General features: G+C 63.7%; 18 protein-coding genes. 2 read left to right on the forward strand and 16 right to left on the reverse strand.

Annotated features, from left to right (window positions below; genetic code table 11):
* Window positions 1–6 precede the first annotated feature (6 nt).
* Together ugpA and ugpB are read right to left on the reverse strand one after the other, a co-directional pair.
* The gene (ugpA, locus tag M4J39_RS02805) at window positions 7–891 is read right to left on the reverse strand and encodes a sn-glycerol-3-phosphate ABC transporter permease UgpA (protein WP_251726274.1); all 885 of its coding nucleotides are present in this window, start codon (window positions 889–891) and stop codon (window positions 7–9) included.
* Between the two features lie 113 nt (window positions 892–1,004).
* Window positions 1,005–2,324: a sn-glycerol-3-phosphate ABC transporter substrate-binding protein UgpB gene (ugpB, locus tag M4J39_RS02810; RefSeq protein ID WP_251726275.1), complete on the reverse strand. Its 1,320-nt coding sequence runs from the start codon at window positions 2,322–2,324 to the stop codon at window positions 1,005–1,007.
* A 721-nt stretch (window positions 2,325–3,045) separates the two neighbouring features.
* Between ugpB and M4J39_RS02815 the strand changes: the two genes are divergently transcribed.
* On the forward strand, window positions 3,046–5,079 hold the full coding sequence (locus M4J39_RS02815; RefSeq protein WP_251726276.1) for a methyl-accepting chemotaxis protein: 2,034 nt from the start codon (window positions 3,046–3,048) through the stop codon (window positions 5,077–5,079).
* A gap of 56 nt (window positions 5,080–5,135) precedes the next feature.
* On the opposite strand, the gene M4J39_RS02820 is transcribed toward M4J39_RS02815, so the two are convergent.
* The 9 genes from M4J39_RS02820 to M4J39_RS02860 form a co-directional block, all read right to left on the reverse strand.
* Window positions 5,136–6,248 carry an ABC transporter permease gene (locus tag M4J39_RS02820; protein ID WP_251726277.1) on the reverse strand — a complete coding sequence of 371 codons (1,113 nt, stop codon included), beginning with the start codon at window positions 6,246–6,248 and terminating at the stop codon, window positions 5,136–5,138.
* A 2-nt stretch (window positions 6,249–6,250) separates the two neighbouring features.
* Window positions 6,251–7,381 (reverse strand): ABC transporter permease, encoded by a 1,131-nt coding sequence (locus M4J39_RS02825; RefSeq protein ID WP_251726278.1) that lies wholly within the window; start codon window positions 7,379–7,381, stop codon window positions 6,251–6,253.
* Window positions 7,378–9,126 carry an ATP-binding cassette domain-containing protein gene (locus M4J39_RS02830; protein WP_251726279.1) on the reverse strand — a complete coding sequence of 583 codons (1,749 nt, stop codon included), beginning with the start codon at window positions 9,124–9,126 and terminating at the stop codon, window positions 7,378–7,380. Before M4J39_RS02830 ends, M4J39_RS02825 begins: the two co-directional genes overlap by 4 nt.
* Window positions 9,123–10,136: a secretion protein HlyD gene (hlyD, locus tag M4J39_RS02835; protein WP_251726280.1), complete on the reverse strand. Its 1,014-nt coding sequence runs from the start codon at window positions 10,134–10,136 to the stop codon at window positions 9,123–9,125. Before hlyD ends, M4J39_RS02830 begins: the two co-directional genes overlap by 4 nt.
* Entirely contained in the window at window positions 10,133–10,825 is a 693-nt protein-coding gene (locus M4J39_RS02840; RefSeq protein WP_251726281.1) for a CerR family C-terminal domain-containing protein, read from the reverse strand. The genes hlyD and M4J39_RS02840 overlap by 4 nt, the downstream gene beginning before the upstream one ends.
* A 111-nt stretch (window positions 10,826–10,936) precedes the next feature.
* On the reverse strand, window positions 10,937–12,901 hold the full coding sequence (locus M4J39_RS02845) for a MacB family efflux pump subunit (protein ID WP_251726282.1): 1,965 nt from the start codon (window positions 12,899–12,901) through the stop codon (window positions 10,937–10,939).
* 3 nt (window positions 12,902–12,904) lie between these two features.
* Window positions 12,905–14,152, reverse strand: coding sequence for an efflux RND transporter periplasmic adaptor subunit (locus M4J39_RS02850; RefSeq protein WP_251726283.1), 1,248 nt, complete (start codon window positions 14,150–14,152; stop codon window positions 12,905–12,907).
* Entirely contained in the window at window positions 14,149–15,336 is a 1,188-nt protein-coding gene (locus tag M4J39_RS02855) for a multidrug effflux MFS transporter (protein WP_251726284.1), read from the reverse strand. The genes M4J39_RS02850 and M4J39_RS02855 overlap by 4 nt, the downstream gene beginning before the upstream one ends.
* A 52-nt stretch (window positions 15,337–15,388) precedes the next feature.
* Window positions 15,389–16,879, reverse strand: a complete 1,491-nt coding sequence (locus tag M4J39_RS02860) for an efflux transporter outer membrane subunit (RefSeq protein WP_371875371.1) — start codon at window positions 16,877–16,879, stop codon at window positions 15,389–15,391.
* A gap of 245 nt (window positions 16,880–17,124) precedes the next feature.
* Here M4J39_RS02860 and M4J39_RS02865 point away from each other — a divergent pair, with 245 nt between their 5' ends.
* The gene (locus M4J39_RS02865; protein WP_251726286.1) at window positions 17,125–17,700 is read left to right on the forward strand and encodes a GNAT family N-acetyltransferase; all 576 of its coding nucleotides are present in this window, start codon (window positions 17,125–17,127) and stop codon (window positions 17,698–17,700) included.
* Window positions 17,701–17,707: 7 nt separating this feature from the next.
* On the opposite strand, the gene M4J39_RS02870 is transcribed toward M4J39_RS02865, so the two are convergent.
* From M4J39_RS02870 to M4J39_RS02890, 5 genes are read right to left on the reverse strand one after another with little or no spacing between them, the layout of a single operon-like run.
* Window positions 17,708–18,952: a Gfo/Idh/MocA family protein gene (locus M4J39_RS02870; protein WP_251726287.1), complete on the reverse strand. Its 1,245-nt coding sequence runs from the start codon at window positions 18,950–18,952 to the stop codon at window positions 17,708–17,710.
* A gap of 22 nt (window positions 18,953–18,974) precedes the next feature.
* On the reverse strand, window positions 18,975–20,003 hold the full coding sequence (locus M4J39_RS02875; RefSeq protein WP_251726288.1) for a LacI family DNA-binding transcriptional regulator: 1,029 nt from the start codon (window positions 20,001–20,003) through the stop codon (window positions 18,975–18,977).
* 5 nt (window positions 20,004–20,008) lie between these two features.
* The gene (locus M4J39_RS02880) at window positions 20,009–20,965 is read right to left on the reverse strand and encodes an ABC transporter permease (protein WP_251726289.1); all 957 of its coding nucleotides are present in this window, start codon (window positions 20,963–20,965) and stop codon (window positions 20,009–20,011) included.
* 12 nt (window positions 20,966–20,977) lie between these two features.
* Window positions 20,978–21,922, reverse strand: a complete 945-nt coding sequence (locus tag M4J39_RS02885; protein ID WP_251726290.1) for an ABC transporter permease — start codon at window positions 21,920–21,922, stop codon at window positions 20,978–20,980.
* Window positions 21,919–23,421, reverse strand: coding sequence for a sugar ABC transporter ATP-binding protein (locus M4J39_RS02890; protein WP_251726291.1), 1,503 nt, complete (start codon window positions 23,419–23,421; stop codon window positions 21,919–21,921). Before M4J39_RS02890 ends, M4J39_RS02885 begins: the two co-directional genes overlap by 4 nt.
* Between the last annotated feature and the right edge of the window lie 78 nt (window positions 23,422–23,499).

Genomic DNA, 23,499 nt, shown 5'->3' on the forward strand with positions numbered 1-23,499 from the left:
GACTCCTCAATAGGTTACCTTGCGCTCGACCCACTTGAACTGGATCACCGTGAGCGTCACGACGATGGCCATCAGCACCACGGACTGTGCGGCCGACGAGCCGAGATTGAGACCGATGAAGCCGTCGACGAACACCTTGTAGACCAGGATGTTGGTCGACTGGGCCGGGTTACCGCCCGTTGTGGCGTGGATCACCGGGAAGGTGTCGAACATCGCGTAAACGAGATTGATGACGGCGAGGAAGAAGGTGGTCGGCGACAGCAACGGAAACACGATGGTGAAGAAGCGTTTCACCGGTCCCGCGCCGTCGATGGCCGCCGCCTCGATCATCGATTTCGGGATGGCCTGCAGGCCGGCCATGAAGAACAGGAAATTGTAGGAAACTTGCTTCCAGCTCGCGGCGATGACGACCAGAATCATGGCATCGGTGGGTTGCAGCGAGTGATCCCAGCGATAACCGACCGCGGCAAGGAGATAAGGCAGCAAGCCGATGGTGGGGTTGAAAAGAAACCACCACATGATGCCCGCGACGGCCGGCGCAACGGCATAGGGCCAGACCAGGAGTGCCGCGTAGACGCGGCTGCCGCGAACGAGCCGGTCGAGACTGACCGCGAAGACGAGACCGAGTCCCACCGACAACAGCGTGACCGCCGGTGCGAAAATGGCGGTCACCTTCAAGGAGTTGAGATAGGTCGGCTCATGAAGGAGATCGGCATAGTTGGCAAGACCGACCCATGTCGTCGACAGACCGAAGGCATCCTCACGCTGAAACGACTGGATGACGGCCTGAGTTGCCGGCCAAAGGAAGAAAATGACGGTCACTGCGAGCTGCGGCAAAAGGAACGCGTAGGGCAGCAGGCGATTGCCGAAGACGGTGCGCTTGGTCTGCATGAAGGAAACCGGATCGAGTAACGCGGATGCGGCGTTTTTCGGCAGCTACCCGCAAGAAGGCCGGCGCCGGACGGGAGGCCCGCCGGCGCCGGATGTCACTTTGAAGCGAGTAATCAGCCGTTCGCGGCGCGGAAGTCGGCGATCAGCTTGTTGCCGCGCGTCACGACCGAGTCGAGCGCGTCCTTCGGGCTCTTCTGACCGGCGAGCAGGTTCTGGAACTCCTCGTCGATCACGTCGCGGATCTGCACGTAGTTGCCGAAGCGCAGGCCCTTGGAGTTGTCGGTCGGCGGGTTGAGCGTGATCTGCTTGATGGCGACGTCGGAACCCGGGTTTTTGGCGTAGAAGCCCTGCTCCTGGCCGAGTTTGTAGGCGGCCTCGGTGATGGGTAGGTAACCCGAATACTGGTGCCAGTCGGCCTGCACTTCCGGCGACGACAGGAAGCTGAAGAAGTCAGCGACGCCCTTGTACTCGGCCTCGCCGTGCCCCTTCAGAACCCAGAGCGTGGCACCGCCGATGATCGAGTTCTGCGGAGCGCCCTGGACGTCGGAATAGTACGGCAGCATGCCGAAGCCGACCTCGAAGTCCTTGGAGTTGGCGATCACGCCGGCGCGCGAGGCCGACGAGTTCATGTAGATGGCGCATTCCTGGCTGTAGAACTTCGGCGGAGCATCGTTGCCGCCGGCCGGGCCGCCATACTGGAACAGTCCCTCGTCCTGCCACTTCTTCAGGTTGGTCCAATGACGCACCTGCAGGTCGCCGTTGACGGTCAGTTCCGCGTCCATGCCGCCGATACCGTTCTGAAGGGTACCGATCGGCTTGTTGTGCCAGGCCGAGAAGTTCTCAAGCTGCACCCAGGAGATCCAGCCGGTGGTGAAGCCGCACTTGGCGGCACCCGAGGACATGATCTTCTGCGAATAGGACTCGACGTCTTCCCACGTCTTCGGCGGCTGCTCGGGGTCGAGACCGGCCTTCTTGAAGACGTCCTTGTTGTAGTAGAGGATCGGGGTCGACGAGTTGAACGGCATCGACAGCATGTTGCCGTCGGCATCGGTGTAGTAGCCCACCACGGCCGACAGGAAGGCCTTCGGATCGAAAGCGGCTCCGGTGTCCTTCATCAGCTGGTAGGCGGGGTAGATGGCGCCCTTGGCCGCCATCATCGTGCCGGTGCCGACCTCGAACACCTGCACGATATCGGGCTGCTGCTTGGCGCGGAAGGCGGCGATGGCAGCCGTCATCGTTTCGGGATAGGACCCCTTGTAGACGGCGGTTACCTTGTACTCATCCTGCGAGGCGTTGTACTTGGCGACGATCTCGTCGAGCTTCTTGCCGAGTTCGCCACCCATGGCGTGCCACCAGGTGATCTCGGTAGCGGCAAAGGAGGAACTGGACAAGAAGGTCAGGGCAAGTCCGGCGATGAGGGACCGCGTCAGCATGGCGTCTTCCTACTCTCGAGGTTGTCGGTGACGGCAAGCAGTAGGAGCGGCTTGTGACAGAGGCATTGCCGCCGCATGACGGTTCGGTGACGCCCGAGGACGCCCCGGGACGGTTCTCGTCTTCGCCACGCAGATTGCAGTATCGGGGAGGAGCCGATGAAAACCGGATGCGTGTTCCGGTCTGACCCAGCACTTTGCTTGCACTGCGCGTCGCGCTGAACCGCAAAAACGCCTAAGCCTTTTGTCTATACGTATTTTTATGAAGCAAGATGAGAGGTCGCGTCCGTCTCCCGCGCCCGGAAAGAAAATCTGTCCGGCCGTCCAGCCGGAGAACCGAGCATTCAATATCCAGCTGCGCCGAGACAAGGCTACAGGACGATGCGTTGAGACGGAAAGCCCTCATCGCCTTCAGGATCACATTGCTTTTTCACCCTCAAAAAGCGAACCACTCATGCTCACGACAGAATAAACATGAAAACAACAGGTCTATACATAGAATAGAGTGCACAATCACCATCATTTGTATCGTTTCATCTTAAGTCAAAACAACGCACAACGATAAGTATCTCGACATTTGTTCAGCCACACAAACATGCCTCCCAAGTTTGGTCCTCGAGTAAACGACAGCTTAACCTCGCATGCCCTGAAATGTGCCTACACATTTGAATGCGCGGTTCGGACAACAAAGTTGGCTGGGCGATTGCTTTTGGGAGAGAGAGAGATGCGCTGGACTGTTGGCAAACTCAAGGTGAAGGCCTTGCGGCTCGGCATATCCGGAAAGATTGTTTCCGGCTTCCTGATAGCGCTAACGCTAATGGCTGTCGTAGCTGGCGTCTCGCTCAGGACATTCTCTCAATCGAACAGCGTGGTGACCGATCTCGCCACACGCAACGTCGAGGTCGGCATCGCCAATGACATCCAGGCGAAGTTCCTCGAATACCGTCGTCTCAGCCGCGAGCTCATCTACACCTCGCTTCCCGGAACGGCCCAGGCCACCGAGAAACAAGCAGAGACGCTGCGTTCGGCCATCGCCGACGGCGTCAGCAAGGTTTCGGACTTCGGACAGCGCGACACCCTTCAGGAACTGAGCCTCGAATTCGAATCCTACGCAACGGAACTTGCCCGCATCGGCACGGAAAAGGCCAAGCTGGCGACGATGCGCGTCGAGTCCATGGAACCGGCCATCGCCGCCGTGCAGAAGGGCCTCGAAGACGTCGCCGCCATCGCGCTGGCGACCAGCGATGCTTCGACGCGCGATACCGTCAACGAGATCCTGCGGCTGGTACTGCTGGTGCAGAACCAGGCCAATGTCGCCCTCGCCAACCTTGATGAAGAGTCTCTTCAGGCGGCACTCGACACGCTGACCACCGCCGACAGCTGGATCGACTCCTCGGCCAAGTCCGGCCCCAAGGAGTTGCGCTCGACGTTCGCCGAACTGCTGAGCAAGGCGCAGCAGTTTGAATCGGACTTCACGGTCATTCAGGCCTCAAGCCTCCAGAACATCAAGGACGTCGCCGCCCTCAACGATAAGGTCACGGCCATCATCAGCACGCTCGACGCCTTCATGGGGGTTGCCACCAAGAGCCAGGCCGCCCTGCAGGCAAAATCGGAGCAGATGCTGGCCTCGTCCGAGACCATGCTGTGGGGAATCTCCGCCGGAGGTCTCGTTGTCGGGCTCGTCCTCGCCCTTCTCCTCGGTCGCGGCATTTCCAGGCCGATCGTATCGATCACCCGCGCCATGCAGCGCCTCTCTGCCGGCGAGTTGAACGTGACCGTTCCCGGACTTGGCCGAACGGATGAAGTCGGCACCATGGCCGCCACACTCAACGTCTTCAAGGAAGGGCTGGCCGAGAACGAGCGACTGCGCGTCGAGCAGGATCATGCCAAGGCCGCGACGGAGGAGCGCCGTCGCGGGGAGATGAGTCAACTCGCAGATGCCTTCGAAATGGCCGTGGGCGGCGTCGTCCAGTCCGTGGTCAGCGCCTCCTCCCAGTTGCAGCTCGCCGCGCGCTCGATGAGCTCGGCGACCGAGGAAGTATCGGGCCAGTCGATCACCGTCGCGAGCGCCGCCGAAGAGGCGTCCACCAACGTCGAAACGGTGGCCGCATCGGCCGAGGAGCTCGCTTCCTCCATCGGCGAGATCAAGCGTCAGGCGGATGAGAGCACCCGCGTCGCCTCCCGCGCGGCCAGCGACGCCCAGGACACCGCCAACCGGGTGCGTGAACTGGCCGAAAGCGCCAATCGCATCGGCGAGGTGGTCAACCTCATCGACAACATCGCCAGCCAGACAAACCTTCTGGCGTTGAACGCCACCATCGAAGCGGCGCGGGCCGGAGAGGCAGGCAAGGGCTTTGCCGTGGTCGCCGCCGAAGTGAAGCAGCTTGCCGACCAGACGTCGAAGGCCACGTCGCAGATCTCCCGCCAGATCGGCGAGATCCAGTCGTCGACGCAGTCGTCGGCCGAAGCGATCGTCGGCATCACCTCGATCATCGAGCAGCTCAACGCCATCGCTTCCTCGATTGCTGCGGCCGTCGACCAGCAGGGCGCGGCAACCAACGAGATCGCCCGCAACGTCGCCCAGGCCTCGTCGGGAACCCATCAGGTGTCACAGAACATCGTCGGCATCACCCAGGCGGCTACCGAGTCCTCCAGCGCCGCGACGCAGGTTCTGTCCTCGGCCGACGACCTCGCTCGCCAGTCGGACACGCTTCGCGACGAGGTCACTCGCTTCCTGTCTTCGGTGCGGAGCACCTGAGAACCAATATCTGACAGCACCTTCGCGGCGGCTCACGGGCCGCCGTTTTCTTTTGCTCATTCCAGCCGGCGACGGAACAACCAGCCCGCGGTCGGCAGGGTCACGCAGGCAATCAGCGCCATCGGCACCGTCTCGACGACGATCTCGGCGATCGGGATATCCTTCAGGAACACGCCACGCACGATGACCAGGAAGTAGCGGAGCGGATTGACGTAGGTAAGTATCTGAAGCCACTCGGGCATGTTGGCGATGGGCGTCGCAAAGCCCGAAAGCAGCATGGCGGGCGCCAGAAAAAGAAAGGCGCCGAGGATCGCCTGCTGCTGCGTCGCCGCCAGCGCCGAAATGAACAGACCGAAGCCGACCAGCGAGATCAGATAGAAGAAAGCGGCGACGTAGAGGGCGACGACCGATCCGCGCAACGGTATGCCGAAGATCCAGACGGCCGCGAGCACGAAGAGGGTGATGTGCAGGAAGCCGATCAGGATCGGCGGAATGACCTTGCCGACCAGGATCTCGTGCGTCCGGAGCGGTGAGACCATCAGTTGATCGAAGGTACCGAGTTCGCGCTCGCGAGCGATGGACAAAGCCGTGACCAACAGGCCCACCAACATGGCGATCGAGGCAACGAGGCCCGGCACCATGAACCACTTGAAGTCCAGGTTGGGATTGAACCAGTTGCGCGCGACGGTCCCAACCCTGACCGAGGCAAGCCGCTGGCCGGCCGGCGTATCCGCGGCAAGCCCGGTGGCGATCGACGAGATGTAGCCGGATACGATCTGCGAGGCATTGGAGCGGCGGCCGTCGAGAATGATGGCGACGTCGGCGGTCTCGCCTGCCTCGATGTTGCGCGAGAAATCGGCGCCGATCTCGACGGCCGCGATCACCCGCTCGCGGTCGATCGCCTCGCGAAGCTCCTCGGGGTTGTCGGTCCGCCGGACGAGACGAAACTGAGGCGAAGCCTCGATGCGGCTCGTCAGCTCGCTCCCCCAGTGACCGGCATCGCGGTTGAGCACCATCACGTCGACGTTCCGGACCTCCAGCGTCGCCGCGTAGGAAAACACCAGTAGCTGAAGAACCGGCGGCGCGATCAGGATCATCCGGCTTTTCGGATCGCGAAAGAGAGCGAGGAACTCCTTCCGGACGAGCGCAAGGAGGCGGGTCAGTTCCATCGTCAGGAAATCCTCTTGGCGGTCTTGCGAATAGCAACGGCGAAGAGAACGAGACCGAAGCCGATCAGGATCAGGATGGCGCGAAGAAACATCGGCCAGATGTCGCCGGCCAGGAACACCGACTGAAGGCTGGGGATCAGGTAGCGGGCCGGCACGATCATCGAGACGTACTGGATCACAAGCGGCATCGAGTTGATCTCGAAGATGAACCCCGACAAGAGAAAGCTCGGCAGGAAGCCGGACAGAAGCGCCAGTTGCGAGGCGAGAAACTGGTTCTTGGTGACCGCCGATATCAGGAACCCCTGCCCCAGTGCCGGCATGAGGAAGGCGGCCGACAGCGCATAAAGCGCCAGGACGGACCCTCGAAACGGAACGCCGAACAGAAATACCGCGAGAACGACGCAGAGTGTCATCGAGGCAAGGCCCAACAGAAAATAGGGCACGATCTTGCCAGCGAGCAGCTCCCAGGCGGTGACCGGCGTCGCCATCATCGCTTCCATGGTGCCGCGCTCCCATTCGCGAGCGATCACCATCGAGGTGAGCAGTGTGCCCACCAACGTCATGACGATGGTGATCGACCCGGGGACAAGAAAGTTGCGGCTCTTGAGTTCGGGATTGAACCAGAAGCGCTGCTGGATGGAGAGCGGCGTCGCCGTGAGCGCCCGCTCAGCCGCTCTTTGCGCCTCCCAGTTGGAGACGGTGCCGGCCGCGTAGTTCTGCACGAAGTTGGCCGTGTTGGGATCGGCGCCATCCACGATCACCTGCACTGCGGGATGGCGGGTGGCCGAGAGATCGGCGGTGAAGCCGCTGGGAATGACGAGAATGCCGCCGATACGGCTCTGAACGAGATCCGAGGTGAACTCGCGCCGATCACGACCGATGGTCACGGCGAAATAGCGGGAGTTCTGGAAGCTTGCCGCGAGATCGAGAGTGACCGGGGTCGTTTCTTCAAGCACGAGTCCGACCCTGGTGCGGGTCGTGTCGAGCGATACCCCGTAGCCGAAGAGAAACAGCAGGATGAGTGGCAATACGAGAGCAATCAGGATGCTGGACGGATCCCGAATGATCTGGAAACTCTCCTTGCGAACAAGCGCCAGAACGCGGGGGGCTCGCCCTCGACGAAGAGCGTTCATGCCGAGGCCTCCCTCTCGCTCTCTTCGATCAGGGCGATGAACGCGTCCTCCATGGTAGGATCGGGCCGGTCTGGCCCTGCTACCTGGAGCTTGAGCTCATCGGGCGAACCGAGCGCGATCGACTTGCCCCGATAGATGAGCGAGATGCGGTCGCAATACTCGGCCTCGTCCATGAAATGGGTGGTGACGAGGACCGTCACGCCCTTCTCGACAAGCCCGTTGATGTGGGTCCAGAACTCGCGGCGGGTGATGGGGTCGACGCCCGAAGTCGGCTCGTCGAGAAATAAGGCTTCCGGCTCGTGCATGACGGCGGCGGCGAGTGCGAGACGCTGCTTGAGACCGAGCGGCAGATCCTTGGCCGACATGGTCGCGTGCGGCCCCAGATCGAAGATGTCCAGCATCATGGCAATGCGCTCGCGCCGGCGCGCGCCCGAAAGGCCGTAGACGCCAGCGAAGAAGTCCAGGTTCTGAACAGCCGAGAGATCGCCGTAGAGCGAGAACTTCTGCGCCATGTAGCCCAAGCGGTTACGCGCCTCGGCCGCGTCCTTGCGAAGATCGAAGCCGGCAACCCTGCCCTCGCCCTCCGACGGCTTCAAAAGGCCGCACAGCATCTTGAAGGTGGTGGACTTGCCGGCGCCGTTGGGTCCGAGCAAGCCGAAGATCTGGCCACGAGGAATATCGAAGGTGATGCGGTCGGCGGCGGTGAAGTCGCCGAAACGCTTGGTCAGCCCGCGCGCTTCGATCACCGGTCGACCGTCGCCGGTGGGGCGTAGTGCCTGCGCGTCGGCCAGCGCCGAGCGGCCGCCGGGACCTCCGCCCAGCATGTCGACAAAGGCGTCCTCGAAGCGCGGCGCGGTGGAGCCGAGGCGGGCGGACCCAAGGCCCGCGGTTTTCGCGATCTCTTCGGCGTCGCCCTCGGCGGCCAGGACCAAGCGGATCGCCTCGCCTTGAATCACGCCATCGACCACCTTGTCCTCTTCGAGCAGCCGAGCCAACAGCCGGCGACGACTACCCTCAATGCCGGTCAGGCGCTGCACCCTGCCCTCTACGCGATCCGTGAGGCCGGACGGCGTGCCGGCATAGAGCAACTTGCCTGCATTCATCAACAGAACGCGATCACAAGCTTCAGCCTCGTCGAGATAGGCGGTCGACCAGACGACGCCGATACCCTCGGCGGTCAGGTTCTCGACCATCTTCCACAGTTCGCGCCGCGAGATCGGGTCGACGCCGACTCCCGGCTCGTCGAGCAGCAGGAGGCGTGGCTTGCGGATCAAGGCACAGGCGAGGCCGAGCTTCTGCTTCATGCCGCCGGAAAGTTTGCCGGCAAGGCGACCGGTAAAGCGTTTGAGATCCGTGAAGGTCAGCAACTCATCGAAAACACCAGGTCGCTCGCGGTGCGGCAGGCCGCGCATATCGGCATAGAGGTCGAGATTCTCCTGAACCGACAGGTCTTCGTAGAGACCGAAGCGTTGCGGCATGTAACCGATCGCCGCCTGTATGGCCGGCGCCTCGGCGCGCGCGTCATGCCCAAGTACGGCGATACGGCCCGCTTCCGGTTGCATCAGGCCCGTCATCAGGCGGATGAGCGTTGTTTTACCAGCCCCGTCAGGGCCTACGAGGCCGGTAATCTCGCCGCCATGAATATCGCCCGACACGTCATCGAGCGCCGGCGCGCCGGCGCCGAACCGTTTGACGACCCCTTCGAGACGGACAAGGACGGGCTGGCCTTCCGCGGCGGTGCTCATTTTGCCTCGCTCGGGGCGGGCGGCAGGTGAACGGTCACCGGCATGCCCTGCCGCAAATCCTTGCCCGGATGCTCGACGATGACGCGAAGACGATAGACGAGATCGGTACGCAGGTCCGGCGTCTCGACCGCCTTCGGCGTGAACTCCGCCACCGGCGAAATGAACCCGACCTGTCCTTCATAGCCGGCGCCGGTCATGCTGTCGGACGTGACTTTGACCTTCAGTCCGGGATGAACACGGCCGAGATCCGGTTCCGAAACGTAAGCGCGGACCCAGACCGGTTCGGTCAGCGCCAGAACCAGAACATTGGTAGAGGAGGCGACGATGGCGCCCGGCTCGCTGACGCGCGACAGGATCACGCCGTCGGCGGGCGCCTTCAGTTCGGTGTCGGCAAGCGACGTGCGGGCGGCGTCGAGCTGCGCCTCGGCGGCGCGAAGCTGAGCCTCGGCGGCCGCGACATCTTCCGTCCGGCTCCCCTCCTCGATGAGCGAAAGCGCCGCCTTGGCGCTGGCGACACGGGCGCTGGCCATGTCCTTGGCGGCGGTCGCCGTGTCGAGGCTGGCTTGGGCAACGGTACCCTGGCTGCGCAGTTGGTCGGCGCGGGACAGAGCCAGCTCGGCGTTGGCGAGACTTGCAACCTGCTCCTCGTAGGCGGCCCGCGCCTTGGCAATTTCCGAAGGACGGGCGCCGGCCTTGAGCTTGTCGAGCGTCGCCTTAAGTGCCGCAACGTTTTCCTCGGCAGCTCGAACGGAGATCTCGTAAGGGCCGGAATCCAGACGAGCCAGAACGTCGCCGGTCTTCACAACGTCGCCCTCCTCCACCACCACGGCAGCGAGCCGGCCGGCTACACGGAAACCGAGCGACACCTGACGGATGTCGACATTGCCATAGATCACTTGCGTCGGCGGCGCTGGGGCAAAATAGCCGTAGCGCTGCGGCACGCCAAGGTACCAGGCGGCACCGGCGCCAGCGGCCGCGAGAAGCAGGACGACGGGGACGATCTTGTTCATGTTGCACTTTCCCCGGTGGGATGAATGCCGGCGACGAGTTCGCCGGCGATACTGCGGATCGCGGCGGTTTCCTTCGAACCGACTGCCGACCACTCCATCTCGCGAAGGATGGTTGCCCGCCCGACGCGATAGACGATCAGCGAGCCGACCAGAGACAGCGTCCGCAATCGCACGCGCTCGGAGTTGGGATCGGCTTCGAGGAGGATGCCGACGAGATGGCGCACGGCCGTCAGCATCGGCTGCATGAACCCCGTGTAGATTCGATCGTAGGCCTCGGTCGGCTCGGCCTGCTCGCGAACCATGTAGCGGACCCACACGGCCGACTCATCTTCGGCGAACAGCGTCAACATGGCTTCGCCGAGCGTAGTCAGAATGGCGCGCGCCTCTTCGACGTCGATCGGCCGCCCGCCGAACTGAGCTTCGGCGAAGCGGCCCAGCACCATCTTCCGACGTTCGCCGATGCGCACCTGCAACCGCTCGATCAGGTAGTCGGCAACGGCATTGTAGAGGCCACGCTTGTTGCCGAAATAGTAGTTGATCGCCTGAAGGTTGACGCCTGCCAGCTCGGCAAGCTTGCGGGTTGAAACGCCCTCGAAGCCATACTGGCCGAACAGGTTGAGCGCGGCGAGAAGGAGCTTTTCGCGGGTCCCGTCGTTACGGGCGATATCGGTTGATGGGGGCTTTGTCATGCCACCAATCTACACCTAACACCAATTCAGTCAATCGACTGATTTACGGATGGCAAGAGGCAAACCGGACCGGCTTTATGCGCGAAATCTTCGAGGGTCTTGTAGGGATCGTCAGTCGCGCGACAATGCGACCACCGGATCCAGCTGTGAAGCGTTGCGGGCCGGCAGAAAGCCGAACACCACGCCGATCAGTGTAGAGCAAAGGCAGGCGGCCACAATCGATGTGGTCGAGTAGATCAGCGCAAAGTCGCTGGAAATGAGCTTCACGAGTTGGCCGATGCCGAAGGCGGCGCCTATGCCCAAGAGACCGCCGATCAGGCACACCAAAACGGCTTCGATCAGAAACTGTTGGAGGATGTCGCCCTGTCGCGCACCAACGGCCATGCGAACGCCGATCTCGCTCACCCGCTCCGATACCGAAACGAGCATGATGTTCATCACCCCGATACCGCCGACCACAAGCGAGATGACGGCAATGGCCGCGATCAGCAGCGTCAGCATCTGCGTGGTCGAGGTGATCGTCTGGCGAATGTCGTCGGTGTTGAGAATGAAGAAGTCCTGGCTGCCATGTCGTTGCGTCAGAAAGCGCGTGACGTCCTGCTCGGCCAGGCTGGTATCGACGTCGTCGGCGACGCGGACAGTGATCGATCGCAGCGACATGTTGCCGAGAAAGCGCGTCTGCACCGTGGTGTAGGGTAGATAGACCGAGAGATTCTGGCTGGAACCGAAGCCGCCCTGCTGCGGCTGGGTGACACCGACGATGCGAGCCGGCACATTGCCGATCAGCAGCACCTGCCCCACCGGCGATGCCTGGCTGTCGGCGAACAGCGTCTTGAGAGTGTTCTCGTCGATGACAACGTCCACCGCCCGGTTGCGCACCGACCGGGCATCGAAGAAACTGCCCTCCGCCAGCTTGGTACCGCGCGCGGCGAAATATTGCTCGCCGACGCCGTTGACGAGCGCATTGGCCTCCAGAGAGCCGACGCGCAACGTCTCGCTTGTGGAGACGGTCGGCGTTACGGCCGCCACATAGCTCTGCCGTGCCAGCGCCTCTGCATCGGAAACGACCAGCGTGGTGATCTTGCTGGAACGGGTATCGCCGAAGTTGCGGCCGGCGAAAATCTCCAGCGTGTTGGTGCCCAAACTGGAAATATTCGCGAGCACCTGCTGTTGCGTGCCCTGCCCGATCGCCACGACGGACACCACCGACGCGATGCCGATGATGATGCCGAGCATGGTGAGAAAAGTCCTGAGCCGATGAGCCGCCATGGCCAGCACGGCCATGCGCAACGCTTCCTTGAAGCGATCGACCACCGAGCGGAAATAGCCACCGCGTCTTGGGCGCTCCCCCTGCGGCGTGGGAGCAGCCGCAGGCGCGCGCTCCTCCGTCGTCTCGCTCTTCCGATCGTTCAGAATGACGCCGTCGGAAATCTCGATGATGCGGCGGGCGCGGCTTGCGACATTCATGTCATGGGTGACGATGATGATCGTCTTGCCCTCGGCGTTCAACTCCTCGAGGATGCGCAGCACCTCTTCGCCTGAATGCTTGTCGAGGGCGCCGGTCGGCTCGTCGGCCAGGATGACGTTGGCGCCGTTCATCAGGGCACGGGCGATGGAGACGCGCTGCTGCTGACCGCCGGAAAGCTGCCCCGGACGGTGATCCGTGCGGTCGCTCATGCCGAGCCGGTCGAGCAGTTGTTCCGCTCGTGCCCGTCGATCGCGTGGAGGCATTCCGGCGTAGATGGCCGGGATCTCCACGTTGGCGAGCGCATCGAGTTCGCCCAGCAGGTGATAGCGCTGGAAAATGAAGCCGAAATGCTCGCGCCGGAGAGCGGCGAGTTCATCCGGCTCCAGCAAGGCGGTCTCACGGCCCGAGATGCGATAGCTGCCGGCCGTCGCCCGGTCGAGGCAGCCAAGGATGTTCATCAGCGTCGACTTGCCGGAACCCGACGCGCCGACGATGGCCACCATCTCGCCCGCCTCAATCACGAGATCGAGGTCCTTCAGCACGGTGATCGTGCCGTCGCCCGAGGGAAAATCACGCCGAAGCTTTTCCAGGCGGATGAGTTCGGCCATGGCTCACATCCCTGGCGGCGGTCCACCGCCGCCACGCCCGAGCCGGAGCGATGACGAGGCCGCTGCCCGTTGGGCAGCCGTCATTTCACCGGTCACCACCTTGTCGCCCTCGGCAAGTCCGGACTTCACCTCGGCGGTGACCTTGTCGTTGAGACCGACTTCCACCCGCCGCTCGGTCGTACTGCCGTCGGCATTCAGCACCCTGACCCGATAGCTTCCATCGGAACCGCGCGTGCCCAGCGCGGCGGCCGGCACGGTCAGCACGTTCTCGGCACGTCCGAGCACGATATTCACCTCGGCGGTCATGTAGGTCCGGAGACGCCCGTCGGGATTGGGAACGCTGAAGTTGCCGTAGTAGTAGATGGCGGAAGACGACGAACTTGATGACGACGAGGAACTCGACGACGTGATGTCCGCGTCGGTGCGGATCGACTCCGGGGCGGGGTCGATGCTTTCGAGCGTCGCATCATAACGACGTTCGGGATCGCCGATGATGGTGAAGTAGACCTTCTGGCCCGGCGCCACATGCACGACGTCGGCCTCCGATATCTCGGCCCGCACCGTCATGGTGTCGAGCTGCCCCAGCACGACGATCGTCGGCGCCGACTGGGCGGCATTGACGGTCTGTCCGGCCTGGCTGACCACGGCGAGAACCGTGCCGTCGATCGGAGCAGTGATGCGGGTGTAGCCGAGGTTGGCCTCTGCCGTCTCCACCGCCACCTCCGAGGACTGGATTTCGGCATCGAGGGCGGCGATCTGGGCCTCCGTCGTCTTGACGGTCGCCTCCGCGCTCTCGAGATCGGCCCGAGCGATGGCGTTCTGACTGACCATGGTTTGTTGGCGTTCCATAGTCTGCTGGGCCAGCAAAAGCGACGCCTCCTTCTCGGATCGTTGGGCGCGAACGCTGGCAAGCGACGCCCGGGCTTTCTTGAGGTCGTTCTGCTGTGTCACCGAGTCGATTTCGGCGATGAGATCGCCGGCCTTCACCCGATCGCCGAGAGCAACCTCGAGCGAGGTTATGCGGCCCGACACCTGCGCGCCGACCGCGACCAGCTTCACCGGTCGCACCTGACCCGTTGCCAGTACGGTCTCCTCGACGCTGCCCCGCGAAACGGTTGCGGTCATCATAGTGACGGCCGGAGTCGCGTAATAGGAACTCCTGAGGACATAGGCGCCAACGCCGAGGACGACGAGCGCCATCAGCAGGATCAGACCGCGACGGTTCTTGCGTTTGCGCGGTGCGGCAGTCATGCGTGGCGCCCCATGTAGTAGGCCAACGAGGCAAGGACCCCTCCGGCGAGAATGATACCCACCATCGGATAGACGGTTCCATTGTGCAGCAGCCCGACGGCGGCGCTGGCAAGGCTGGCGACGGCAAACTGCATGACGCCGAGAACCGACGATGCCGTTCCGCGATGGGCGCCCACGTGACTCATGGCGATCGCCGTCGAGTTGGCGCCGATCAAAGGTCCTGTCGACAGACAGAGCATCAGAAGTGCGACGAGCATCGGCAGCGGCACCTCCGCAGCCAGGGCGACGAGAATGATGCCCATCGCGACGTTGAAGGCAAGTGCGCCGGCCATGACCTTCCGCGTCGAAAACCACCTCAGCAGCAATCGGTTGAGCTGAGAAGCGACAATCATGCCGCAAGCGTTGAGCCCGAACAACCAGCCATAGTGCTGCTGGTCGACGTCATGCAGATGCATGTAGACGAACGGGGATCCGGTGATGAAGGCAAAGATGCAGGCAGCTGCGAAAGCACCGGACAGCGCTGGGGCCATGAAGGCACGGTTGGCAATGACTTCGCCAAAGGCGCGACCAATCCCGGCGATGCCCACAGCATGTCGCCGGTCCGGCGGCAGTGTTTCCGGCAGCCCACGCAACGTGGCCACGAGGCAACCGACGCCGAACAGCGTCAGGACGACGAAGATCGCCTCCCATGGCGCCACGGCCAGGATATATCCCCCGAGAAGCGGCGCGACGATCGGGGCAAGGCCTTGCACCAGCATCATCTGCGACAGAAAGCGGGCGCTTCCATGCTCGTCGAACAGGTCGGCGACGATGGCGCGGCTCACCACCATGCCGGCGCAGCCGCCGAGTGCCTGACAGAGGCGCAGGGCGATGAAGCTCTCGACGGTCGGCGCGACGACAATGGCGGCCGAGGCCAAGGTGAAGATCACGAGACCGGCGATCAGAGGCGGCTTGCGACCGAAGCGATCGACCAGGGGACCGTAGATGAGCTGACCGACCGACAGACCGAAAAAGAACACGGACAGCGAAAGCTGCACCCTGCCCTCGTCGGTGCCGAAAGTCTCGGCGAGGCTGGAAAAGCTCGCGAGATACATGTCGGTCGAAAGCGGTGCAAAAGCCGTGAGGGCGGCAAGAATAAGGGTCAGGCTTAGGATGTTGAGTTTGACGGACGCAAAAGAGGACATCGTTTCACGGGTCTACCGGGGAAGCGCCGGTTCGCGGCCCAAGGCCATTGGATCAGTTGGCGGCCACCCTGCGCAGACGCGGGCCGGTGTTGGTGTCCACCACTTCCGGTTTTGACGCATCGACCGCTCCGTCCCACCCCCCGCCAAGCGCCTTGTTGAGGGCAATGTAGTTGTCGGCAATGGCAACCGTGCTGGTGAGCAAGGAGTCTTCGGCAGAGTAAAGCGACCGCTCGGCATCGAGCACGTCGAGGAAGCTTGAAGAACCCGACTGATAGAGCGACTGCGCCAGCTCGGACGCCTTGCGATAGGCCTGCGTGGCGGCGGCCAGACGGCCGTACTTGATGCGCTCCTGCCGGAAGGCGACGATGGCGTTCTCGACATCTTCCAGCGCCCCGAGCACGGCCGCCTTGTAGGCGACGAAATACTGGTCGCGGGTGGCCTCGGCCGCTTCCTGCGCGGCGGCAAGCTTGCCGGCATTGAAGATCGGCACCGACAGGGATGGCCCCAGGCTCCAGGAGATCGACGAAGACTTGCCGAGGTCGCCGACGCTGGTTGCCGTCGTTGCGATGGCGCCGGACAGACTGACGGAGGGATAACGAGCGGCGGCGGCGGCGCCGATCTTGGCAGTTGCCTGCGCATACTCACGTTCGGCCTTGCGGATGTCGGGCCGGTTGGAGAGAAGATCGGCGGGCAATCCGGTCGGCACGGGCTGGCGCGGCCTCGGGATGGCTCCGCCCCGCTTCATGCGGGCGTCGAGCTCCGACGGGACGCGGCCGGTCAGAACCGCCAGGCGATGGACGGCTTCGGAATAGGCCGTCTGCAGGTCAGGCAGCTTGGCCTCCGTGCTCGCCGCCTGCCCCTCGGCGTTGGAGACATCGACCGCCGAAGCCGAACCCGCCTCGAACTTCTTCCGGGTGAGCCCTGCCGTTTCGCGTTGCGAGGCGGCAGTCTGTCTCGCCAGCGCCATGCGCGCCTGATAACCGCGCGCCGCCACGTAGTTGGAGGCGACGTCGCCGACCAGCGTCAGGAGAACCGAGTTGAGATCCTCGTCGGCCGCCTGACGACCGTAACTCGCCGCTTCCGACGATCGCGCATTGGCGCCGAACAGATCGAGCTCCCATGACGCATCGAAGCCCCCCTTGAACTGGTTGCCAACGTCGCCCTGCGACCTCTGGCGCGAGGCCGAGGAAGAAGCATCGGCGGATGGTGCCAGTGCAGCATTCGTCTGCCGTTCCGTGGCACGTGCCGCGCGAATCTTGGCCTTGGCGGCTGCAACGTCGAGATTGCCTGCGACAGCTTCCTCGACCAGTGCGTTGAGCTCCTTGTCGCCGAGACGCTCCCACCAGCGCCCGAGTTCGACCGGCCTCGCCGGCGTCTCGGCACCGGAAGAACTCCAGCTCGCCGGCAGCGCAAGTCGAGGCATCATATAATCGGGACCGACGGCGCAGCCCGCCAAAAGCAGGCCGAGAAGGGGGACGGTGATCCCCACTGCGCGACGGAGGGAGGAAGAACCGCTGACCATCGTATCCGCGCGCAAAATCATGGCTGCACTGACTATCCCTATTTCGAACCGTTGCGATTTGGACTGCTTCCGCTCCAGCCCGCAAATCAAAAGAGGTTGAAAAGTGTAACCATTGCTGGCAACGCACCGATTTCTTGCGAAAGCAATGGCCCGTAAACTCACGAGTGGCCTATACGCGCAATGTGTCAGGAGAAACACGACAATTGACGGCGTCGGAACGGAGGTCCAGTCCTGAGCGATAATGACTTTAGAATGAGCTCCCTCCGATGCCCGCCCTTCCCGTCAGTCTTACCACCGAACGTCTCATCCTTCGTCGCTACACCACGGACGATGCCGGCTGGTACGCAGCCATGGCAAAACGCAACCGCGAGCACCTGTCGCGCCACGAGCGAGACAACGCCGCGATGAAGATCGCAACGGAAGCCGACGCCGCGGCCGCCATTCGCGACTTCGACGAGGAGGCACAGGCGGGTCGGGCTGCCTTTCTTGGCGTCTTCCGGCGCCATGATGGCGTTTTTGTCGGGCAGATCTATGTCGGGGTCAGCAATGCCGATTTGCCCGGCTACCTAGTCGGCTACTTCTGCGACGAAGCCCATGTGAGACAGGGCTACATCCGTGAGGCCGCGACGGCCACGGTCGTATCTCTCTTTGGCGAATGCGGCGCCCAGCGCGTCGGGATCTGGTGCGACGACACCAACATTGCCAGCCGGCGCATCGCCGAACGACTCGGCATGCGTCAGGAAGGGCACGTGCGCGCCGACAAGCGCCATCCCGACGGCTCCGTCACCGGATCGGTTTGCTATGGCCTCCTGCGCCAGGAGTTTCTAGCGCAGGAGGCATAGCAGCCGCTTACTCGGGCCGGCCGACCGCCGGCACGAAATCGGAAAGGTCCTCGCGGTCGAAATAGACCGTGCGTCCCTCTTCGGCCGACTTGTAGAGAGCCATCAGCATCTCGATCACCGCCACACCGTCGGCGAAGGTTTCGTCGGGCGCCTGCCCCTTGCGGAAGCGTTCGACCATGTGCCGGTTCTCGTCGGTGTAACCGTAGATACCGGCCTCATCCTCCAGCACCGGCATCAATCCCTGCTCGGCATTCTGTTTCTCGACCAGATCTTCGCCCTCGCTGCCGCGGACCCGGCGCGACATGAACACTTTGAGGCCGGTGTTGAGCGAGGAGAACTCAAGCGCATACTCCGGGCCAAGCAGTTCGAGCTGGATACGCAGGCCGGCGCCGACATAGGCCCACGAGGTCGTGGCCTCGATGATGACCTCCTGTCCGAGATCATCCTCAAGCGTGATCATACCGCGCGCAAAGTCCTCGCTGGCACGACGGGCATAGTCAACGGTCGGCCCCATGCGCTCCTTGAGCTCGGCCGCGTAGTTCGGCCGCGTCCACTTGAGAGAGGCAATCGCGCCCGTCGCCGACTTCAGCTTGAGCGAGGAACGCGGCGCGTCCGGTCGCGTCAGCAGGAAACGCGCCACCTCGACGGAGTGACACATCATGTCGAGCAACACCCCGCCCCCTTGCTGATCGCCCTTCCAGAACCAGGGCTCGTGCGGGCCGGCATGCTCTTCCGCGGCGCGCGCCAGATAGGGACGGCCGGCGGATGGCACGGCGCGACGCCAGATGATGTCCTTGCCCCGAAGGACCGCCGTCGAGAAAACCTGATTTTCAAGGTATCCGTGAATGAGTTTGGCGTCCTCGACGAGCCGCAGCATCTCGCGCGCCTCGCGGAGCGTGCGGGCAAGTGGCTTCTCGCAAGCGACGGCGTAGACGGTCGAGCGGCCGGCCGTCTTGAGATCGTGCAGTGTCCGCATCACGTCGAGACGGGTGTAATTCGGCGACAGCACCCAGATGGCATCGACGTCCGGCGCCGTCAGCAACGCTTCCAGCGTCGGATGGGCAGTGCATGTGCCGAGATCGAGATCGCCCACCGCCTCGGCGAAGGCCCGGCGCTTTCCTTCGGTCGGCGAATAGACGCCGGTGACCTCGACGTTACGGACGCCGACGAGCGACTTCAGATGGAAATGGGCGATGAAGCCACTGCCCACGAAGCCGATGCGGAGGGTCTGGCGCGGGAAATCGGTCGTCATGTCTGGTCCTCCCAGTCTTCTATCATTGTCCAGCGGCCATCCGGCCGCCCTGTTTGACGGGAGCGGTCGACGACCGAACGACAAGTTCTGTCGGCATGACCACTTGGGCATCCGAAGCGAGACCGCCCGCCAATCTCTCGATCATCAGGCGCATGACTTCGACGCCGATTTCGCGCTGCGGCTGCCGAACGGTGGTCAGCGGCGGGTTGCAGGCAACGGCGAAGATCGTGTCGTCGAAGCCGACCACCGAAACGTCACCGGGCACGGAGATGCCTCGTTCCCTGAGACGGTTGATGGCGCCAACGGCCATTTCGTCGTTGGAGGCGAAGATGGCCGAGAAGGAAACGCCGCGACCATAGAGTTCGTCGACTGCCGCCTCGCCCGAGGCGAGGCTGTAGTCGCCGCGTACTTCGAGCCGCTCGTCGGGCGGAAAGCCCGCCTCGGACAAGGTCTTGCGCCAACCGGCAACGCGGGCGACGCTCATCACCTCCGGCACCGGACCGCTGAGATGGGCGATCGCCGTGTGACCGAGATCGAGAAGATGCCGGGTCGCCAGGGCCGCCGCGCCTTCGTTGTCGATCAGCACCGTCGGCAGCTTGCGGGTGGGCAGATACTCGAGCGCCACCACCATCGGCGGCAGACCGGCATCCTCAAGCTCCACCGGCATCGATCCGGTCATCAGGATGAGCCCGTCGGCGTGCCGTTCGCGAACCATGTCGATGTAATGGTGCACGCGGGCCGGATCGGAGCGCGCATCCCCCATCAGCACCTTGTAGCCTGCCGACGAGGCGACATCCTCCACCCCTTTGAAGACGTCGAGATAGAACGGGTTGGAAATGTCGCGCACCAGCAGGATCACCGTGTCGGTGGCCTGGCGGCGGAAGTGGCGCGCCTGAGCGTTCGGCACGAAGCCGAGCGCCGCAACGCAGCGCAGCACGGTCTCGCGCGTTTCCGGCCGCACGAGATCCGGGTTCTTGAGGGTGCGCGACACAGTCGCCACCGAAACGCCGGCCATGGCCGCGACATCGCGAATATTGGCGGATCCCGACATGGCGATCAGACCCTCAGCCGCGCCTGCCGCCCGTAAAGCAGCATCAGCAGTAGCAGCGTTCCACCGAAGATCACCTGCCGTCCCCAGAACTCCAGGTTGAGCGTGGTGAGCACGCTTTGCAGCAGGATGAGCGCGATGGCGCCGAGAGCCGTCCCGGTATAGGAGCCGGCGCCGCCCGCGAGCGAAGTCCCGCCGATCACCACGGCGATCACCGACGGCAGCACATACTGGTCGCCGACGCTGATGAACGAGTTGCCGGTGTAGCCGATGACGCAGACGCCGGTGAACCCGCCGAAAAGACCGGCAAGGCCATAGAGCAGCACGCGAATGCGGCGGGCCGGCAGGCCGGTCAGAATGGCCGCGTTCTCATTGGACCCGATGGCGTAGATTGACCAGCCGAAGCGCGTCCGCTTCAGCATGAGCGCCATCAGCACGACGATCGCCGCCCAGACAAACAGGATGCCCGGAATGCCGAGGAAGGCCGAGCGGTTGACGAAGGCCATCAGCGCCGGGGCCGCGTTGCCGGATGGCACGCCGCGCGACAACACGACAAGGCCACCCTGGATGACGCCCATCATGCCCAGCGTCATGACCAGAGGCGGAATGCGCAGATAGGTAACGCCGAGGCCGTTGACGGTCCCGATCATGAAGCCGGCAAAACAGGCGGCTGCGAAAGCCAATGGGATGGCCGCGTCGGACCCGTTCATCACGTTGCCGGCGATGACCGCGCCGAGAGAGATGACGGCACCGATGGAAAGATCGATGCCCTCGCGCCCGCCGAGAATGACGAGGTTCTGCCCGGCTGCGGCAATGCCGAGAATGGCGGAAACGGTCAGAAGGCGGACGATCTGGTCGCCGCGCGCAAAGCCGGGCGACACCAGCTCGCCGAGGATCAGCAGGGCGAGGATGGCGACCGAGGAGATCAACAGCGGGTTTTTCGCGAGGTCGACGAAGCGGCTCATGGCTCTTCCTCCTCAGCGCCGGGTGACGAGGACGCCGCCGGCCAGAGCGGCGAGAATGATGAGACCCTGGACAAGGGTCTGGTATTCGAACGGCAGCCCGGCAAAGAAGATGACCGAACCGATCATGCCGATTACCCAGGCGCCGAGCACCGAACCGAGCGTGCCGCCGACGCCGCCGGCAAGCGCCGTCCCTCCCAGCACCACGGCCGAAATCGCCGACATGGCCAGCGTCTGCCCCATGAGCGGATCGCCGCTCGCCGTTTCGCCGGTAAGGCAGAGGCTGGCAAAGGCGCCAAACAGGCCAGACAGCATGAAAGCCGAAACCCGTAGACGTCCGAGTTCGAGGCCGGTCTGGAAGGCGGCGGTCCTGAGGCCACCAACCGCCTTGAGGCGGGTCGCGAACGGCCGCGTGGCCAGGACGGCGGCGATCAGAAAGGCGACGACGTAAATGACGTACACGGTAGGAACGCCGAGGATCGAGCCGGCATAGGTGCGCCAGTAGGGTTCGGGTACCGGCATGCCCGCCTGCGGCAGGACCCAGAGCGCAAGACCCGAGAAGACGATCGACGTTGCAAACGTGGTGACGATCGGCTGGAAGCGCAGGCCAGCGATGATCAGGCCGTTGACGAGGCCACAGGTTGCGCCGACACCCATGCCGGCCACAAGGCCGATGACGACGGCTGTGCCATCGCCCCCGAGCCCGGCGATCACCGTGACGGTCACGACATTGACCAGCGCAACGATGGCGCCAACTGACAAGTCGATGTCGCCGCCCAGAATGACGTAGGTCTGCCCAATCGCCACCAGAACCAGCGGCAGGAAGGTGGTGAGGTTCGACTGGACGACCGAGGGTTCCAGGAAGTTGGGCTGGAGCACGGCGTTGATGACGAGGAGAACAATCAGCGCCGCCGCCGTCACGACCCAGGTGCGGCCGCCGAGTTTGTTGAGCCCCGTCATGCCGCGTCTCCGTAGGAAGCGCGCGTCAGTTCGAAGGGCGTCAGTCGGTCGCCGACGAGATCGGCAGTGATGGCGCCGCCGTTCAACACCAGCACCCGATCGCACAGGGAAAGCAGTTCGCTGTCTTCGGAGGAGTAGATGATCACGGTCGCTCCTTCGTCGGCCAGCTTGCGTGCGAGGAGATAGAAGTCGCCCTTGGCGCCGAGATCGATCCCCTTGGTCGGGTCGTCCAGCAACAGAAGGCCTGGAGCCGGCGACAGCCAGCGCGAGATGAACACCTTTTGCTGGTTGCCGCCGCTGAGCGAGCCGATCGGCGCATCGAGACCGGCGTAGCGGGTATTGAGCCCGGCCAGTACCTCGGTAAAGCGCTCGCGGAAAACCGCCCCGGGCACGACATGCCGTCGCTCGCGCACCAGGCTTGCTATCGCGGTGTTCTCCAGGATCGAGCGGCCGGGCAAGGCGCTGTCACGACCGCGATCACCCGAAACATAGGCGATACGACGGGCCATTGCGTCGGCAGGCCGACGGGCCGTGACATCGACGCCATCAAGGCTCACGGAGCCGCCCTGGAACGGCTCGGCGCCGAAGAGGCCGGCGAGCAACGCTTTCTGCCCTTGCCCCTGCAGTCCTCCAAGCCCGAGGATTTCCCCGCGCTGAGCCGTGAACGAGACCGGCCCCAGTCGGGCCGCCCGGACGTCCTTCACCGCGAGGCGAGCATCGCCCTCGAGCGGCTTGTGATCACGAACGGACGCAGCGATGGCGCCGGTCTCGCCGACCATGGCATAGACCACCGCATAGCGATCGGTTTCGGCGGCGGCGAACTCGGCCACGGTCTCGCCGTTGCGCATCACGGTGATGCGGTCGGCGATGGCGAAAACCTCGTCCATGCGGTGCGAGATGAAAATGGAGGAGACGCCCTCGGCCTTGAGCACGCGCAGGATATCGAAGAACACCTCGACTTGCCGGCGATCGAGGGTTGCCGTCGCCTCGTCGAAGATGATGATCTTCGGCTTGCGCGCCAGAACCTTGAGGATTTCGGCCAGCTGGCGTTGGTCCGGAGAGAGGTCGAAAACACGGGCGTCAGGCGTAAAACCCTTGCCGGCCACCGCTGCGACGCGGTCGATCAACGCCTCGGTTTGGCGCTGGATGGCGGCGCGGTCGGTGAAGCCAAGGCGATCGCGTGGTTCACGTCCGAGAAAGATGTTCTCGCCCAGCGAAAGCTGCGGCACCAGCGAAAGCTCCTGATAGAACAGCGCCACGCCTTGCTCTTCGGCGAGATGCGGTGAACCGAGCGCCGCCAACTGTCCGTCGATCAGCACCTCGCCGGCATCGAGACCGACCGTGCCGGCGATGATCTTGCAGAGCGTCGACTTGCCGCAGCCGTTGGCGCCGAGCAACGCATGAATCTCGCCGCGCTCCACCGTCAGGCGAGCCTTGTCGAGCGCGTGTACGGCGCCAAAGCTCTTGGATATGTCGCAGGCTCGAAGAATAGGTTGCATCGGACGCATCCGGATCGGATCGGCAACAGGCATCCGTCGCACGCAGAACCACGCGCGTCGGACGAAGCGAAAAGGACG

The sequence above is a fragment of the Pleomorphomonas sp. NRK KF1 genome (assembly GCF_023721755.1).
Taxonomy (GTDB): Bacteria; Pseudomonadota; Alphaproteobacteria; order Rhizobiales; family Pleomorphomonadaceae; genus Pleomorphomonas.

Excerpts from the sequence above, each read along its gene's own strand:
- ugpA (WP_251726274.1), bottom strand. The coding sequence starts at position 891 with ATGCAGACCAAGCGCACCGTCTTCGGCAATCGCCTGCTGCCCTACGCG.
- ugpB (WP_251726275.1), bottom strand. The coding sequence starts at position 2,324 with ATGCTGACGCGGTCCCTCATCGCCGGACTTGCCCTGACCTTCTTGTCC.
- M4J39_RS02815 (WP_251726276.1), top strand. The coding sequence starts at position 3,046 with ATGCGCTGGACTGTTGGCAAACTCAAGGTGAAGGCCTTGCGGCTCGGC.
- M4J39_RS02820 (WP_251726277.1), bottom strand. The coding sequence starts at position 6,248 with ATGGAACTGACCCGCCTCCTTGCGCTCGTCCGGAAGGAGTTCCTCGCT.
- M4J39_RS02825 (WP_251726278.1), bottom strand. The coding sequence starts at position 7,381 with ATGAACGCTCTTCGTCGAGGGCGAGCCCCCCGCGTTCTGGCGCTTGTT.
- M4J39_RS02830 (WP_251726279.1), bottom strand. The coding sequence starts at position 9,126 with ATGAGCACCGCCGCGGAAGGCCAGCCCGTCCTTGTCCGTCTCGAAGGG.
- hlyD (WP_251726280.1), bottom strand. The coding sequence starts at position 10,136 with ATGAACAAGATCGTCCCCGTCGTCCTGCTTCTCGCGGCCGCTGGCGCC.
- M4J39_RS02840 (WP_251726281.1), bottom strand. The coding sequence starts at position 10,825 with ATGACAAAGCCCCCATCAACCGATATCGCCCGTAACGACGGGACCCGC.
- M4J39_RS02845 (WP_251726282.1), bottom strand. The coding sequence starts at position 12,901 with ATGGCCGAACTCATCCGCCTGGAAAAGCTTCGGCGTGATTTTCCCTCG.
- M4J39_RS02850 (WP_251726283.1), bottom strand. The coding sequence starts at position 14,152 with ATGACTGCCGCACCGCGCAAACGCAAGAACCGTCGCGGTCTGATCCTG.
- M4J39_RS02855 (WP_251726284.1), bottom strand. The coding sequence starts at position 15,336 with ATGTCCTCTTTTGCGTCCGTCAAACTCAACATCCTAAGCCTGACCCTT.
- M4J39_RS02860 (WP_371875371.1), bottom strand. The coding sequence starts at position 16,879 with ATGATTTTGCGCGCGGATACGATGGTCAGCGGTTCTTCCTCCCTCCGT.
- M4J39_RS02865 (WP_251726286.1), top strand. The coding sequence starts at position 17,125 with ATGCCCGCCCTTCCCGTCAGTCTTACCACCGAACGTCTCATCCTTCGT.
- M4J39_RS02870 (WP_251726287.1), bottom strand. The coding sequence starts at position 18,952 with ATGACGACCGATTTCCCGCGCCAGACCCTCCGCATCGGCTTCGTGGGC.
- M4J39_RS02875 (WP_251726288.1), bottom strand. The coding sequence starts at position 20,003 with ATGTCGGGATCCGCCAATATTCGCGATGTCGCGGCCATGGCCGGCGTT.
- M4J39_RS02880 (WP_251726289.1), bottom strand. The coding sequence starts at position 20,965 with ATGAGCCGCTTCGTCGACCTCGCGAAAAACCCGCTGTTGATCTCCTCG.
- M4J39_RS02885 (WP_251726290.1), bottom strand. The coding sequence starts at position 21,922 with ATGACGGGGCTCAACAAACTCGGCGGCCGCACCTGGGTCGTGACGGCG.
- M4J39_RS02890 (WP_251726291.1), bottom strand. The coding sequence starts at position 23,421 with ATGCAACCTATTCTTCGAGCCTGCGACATATCCAAGAGCTTTGGCGCC.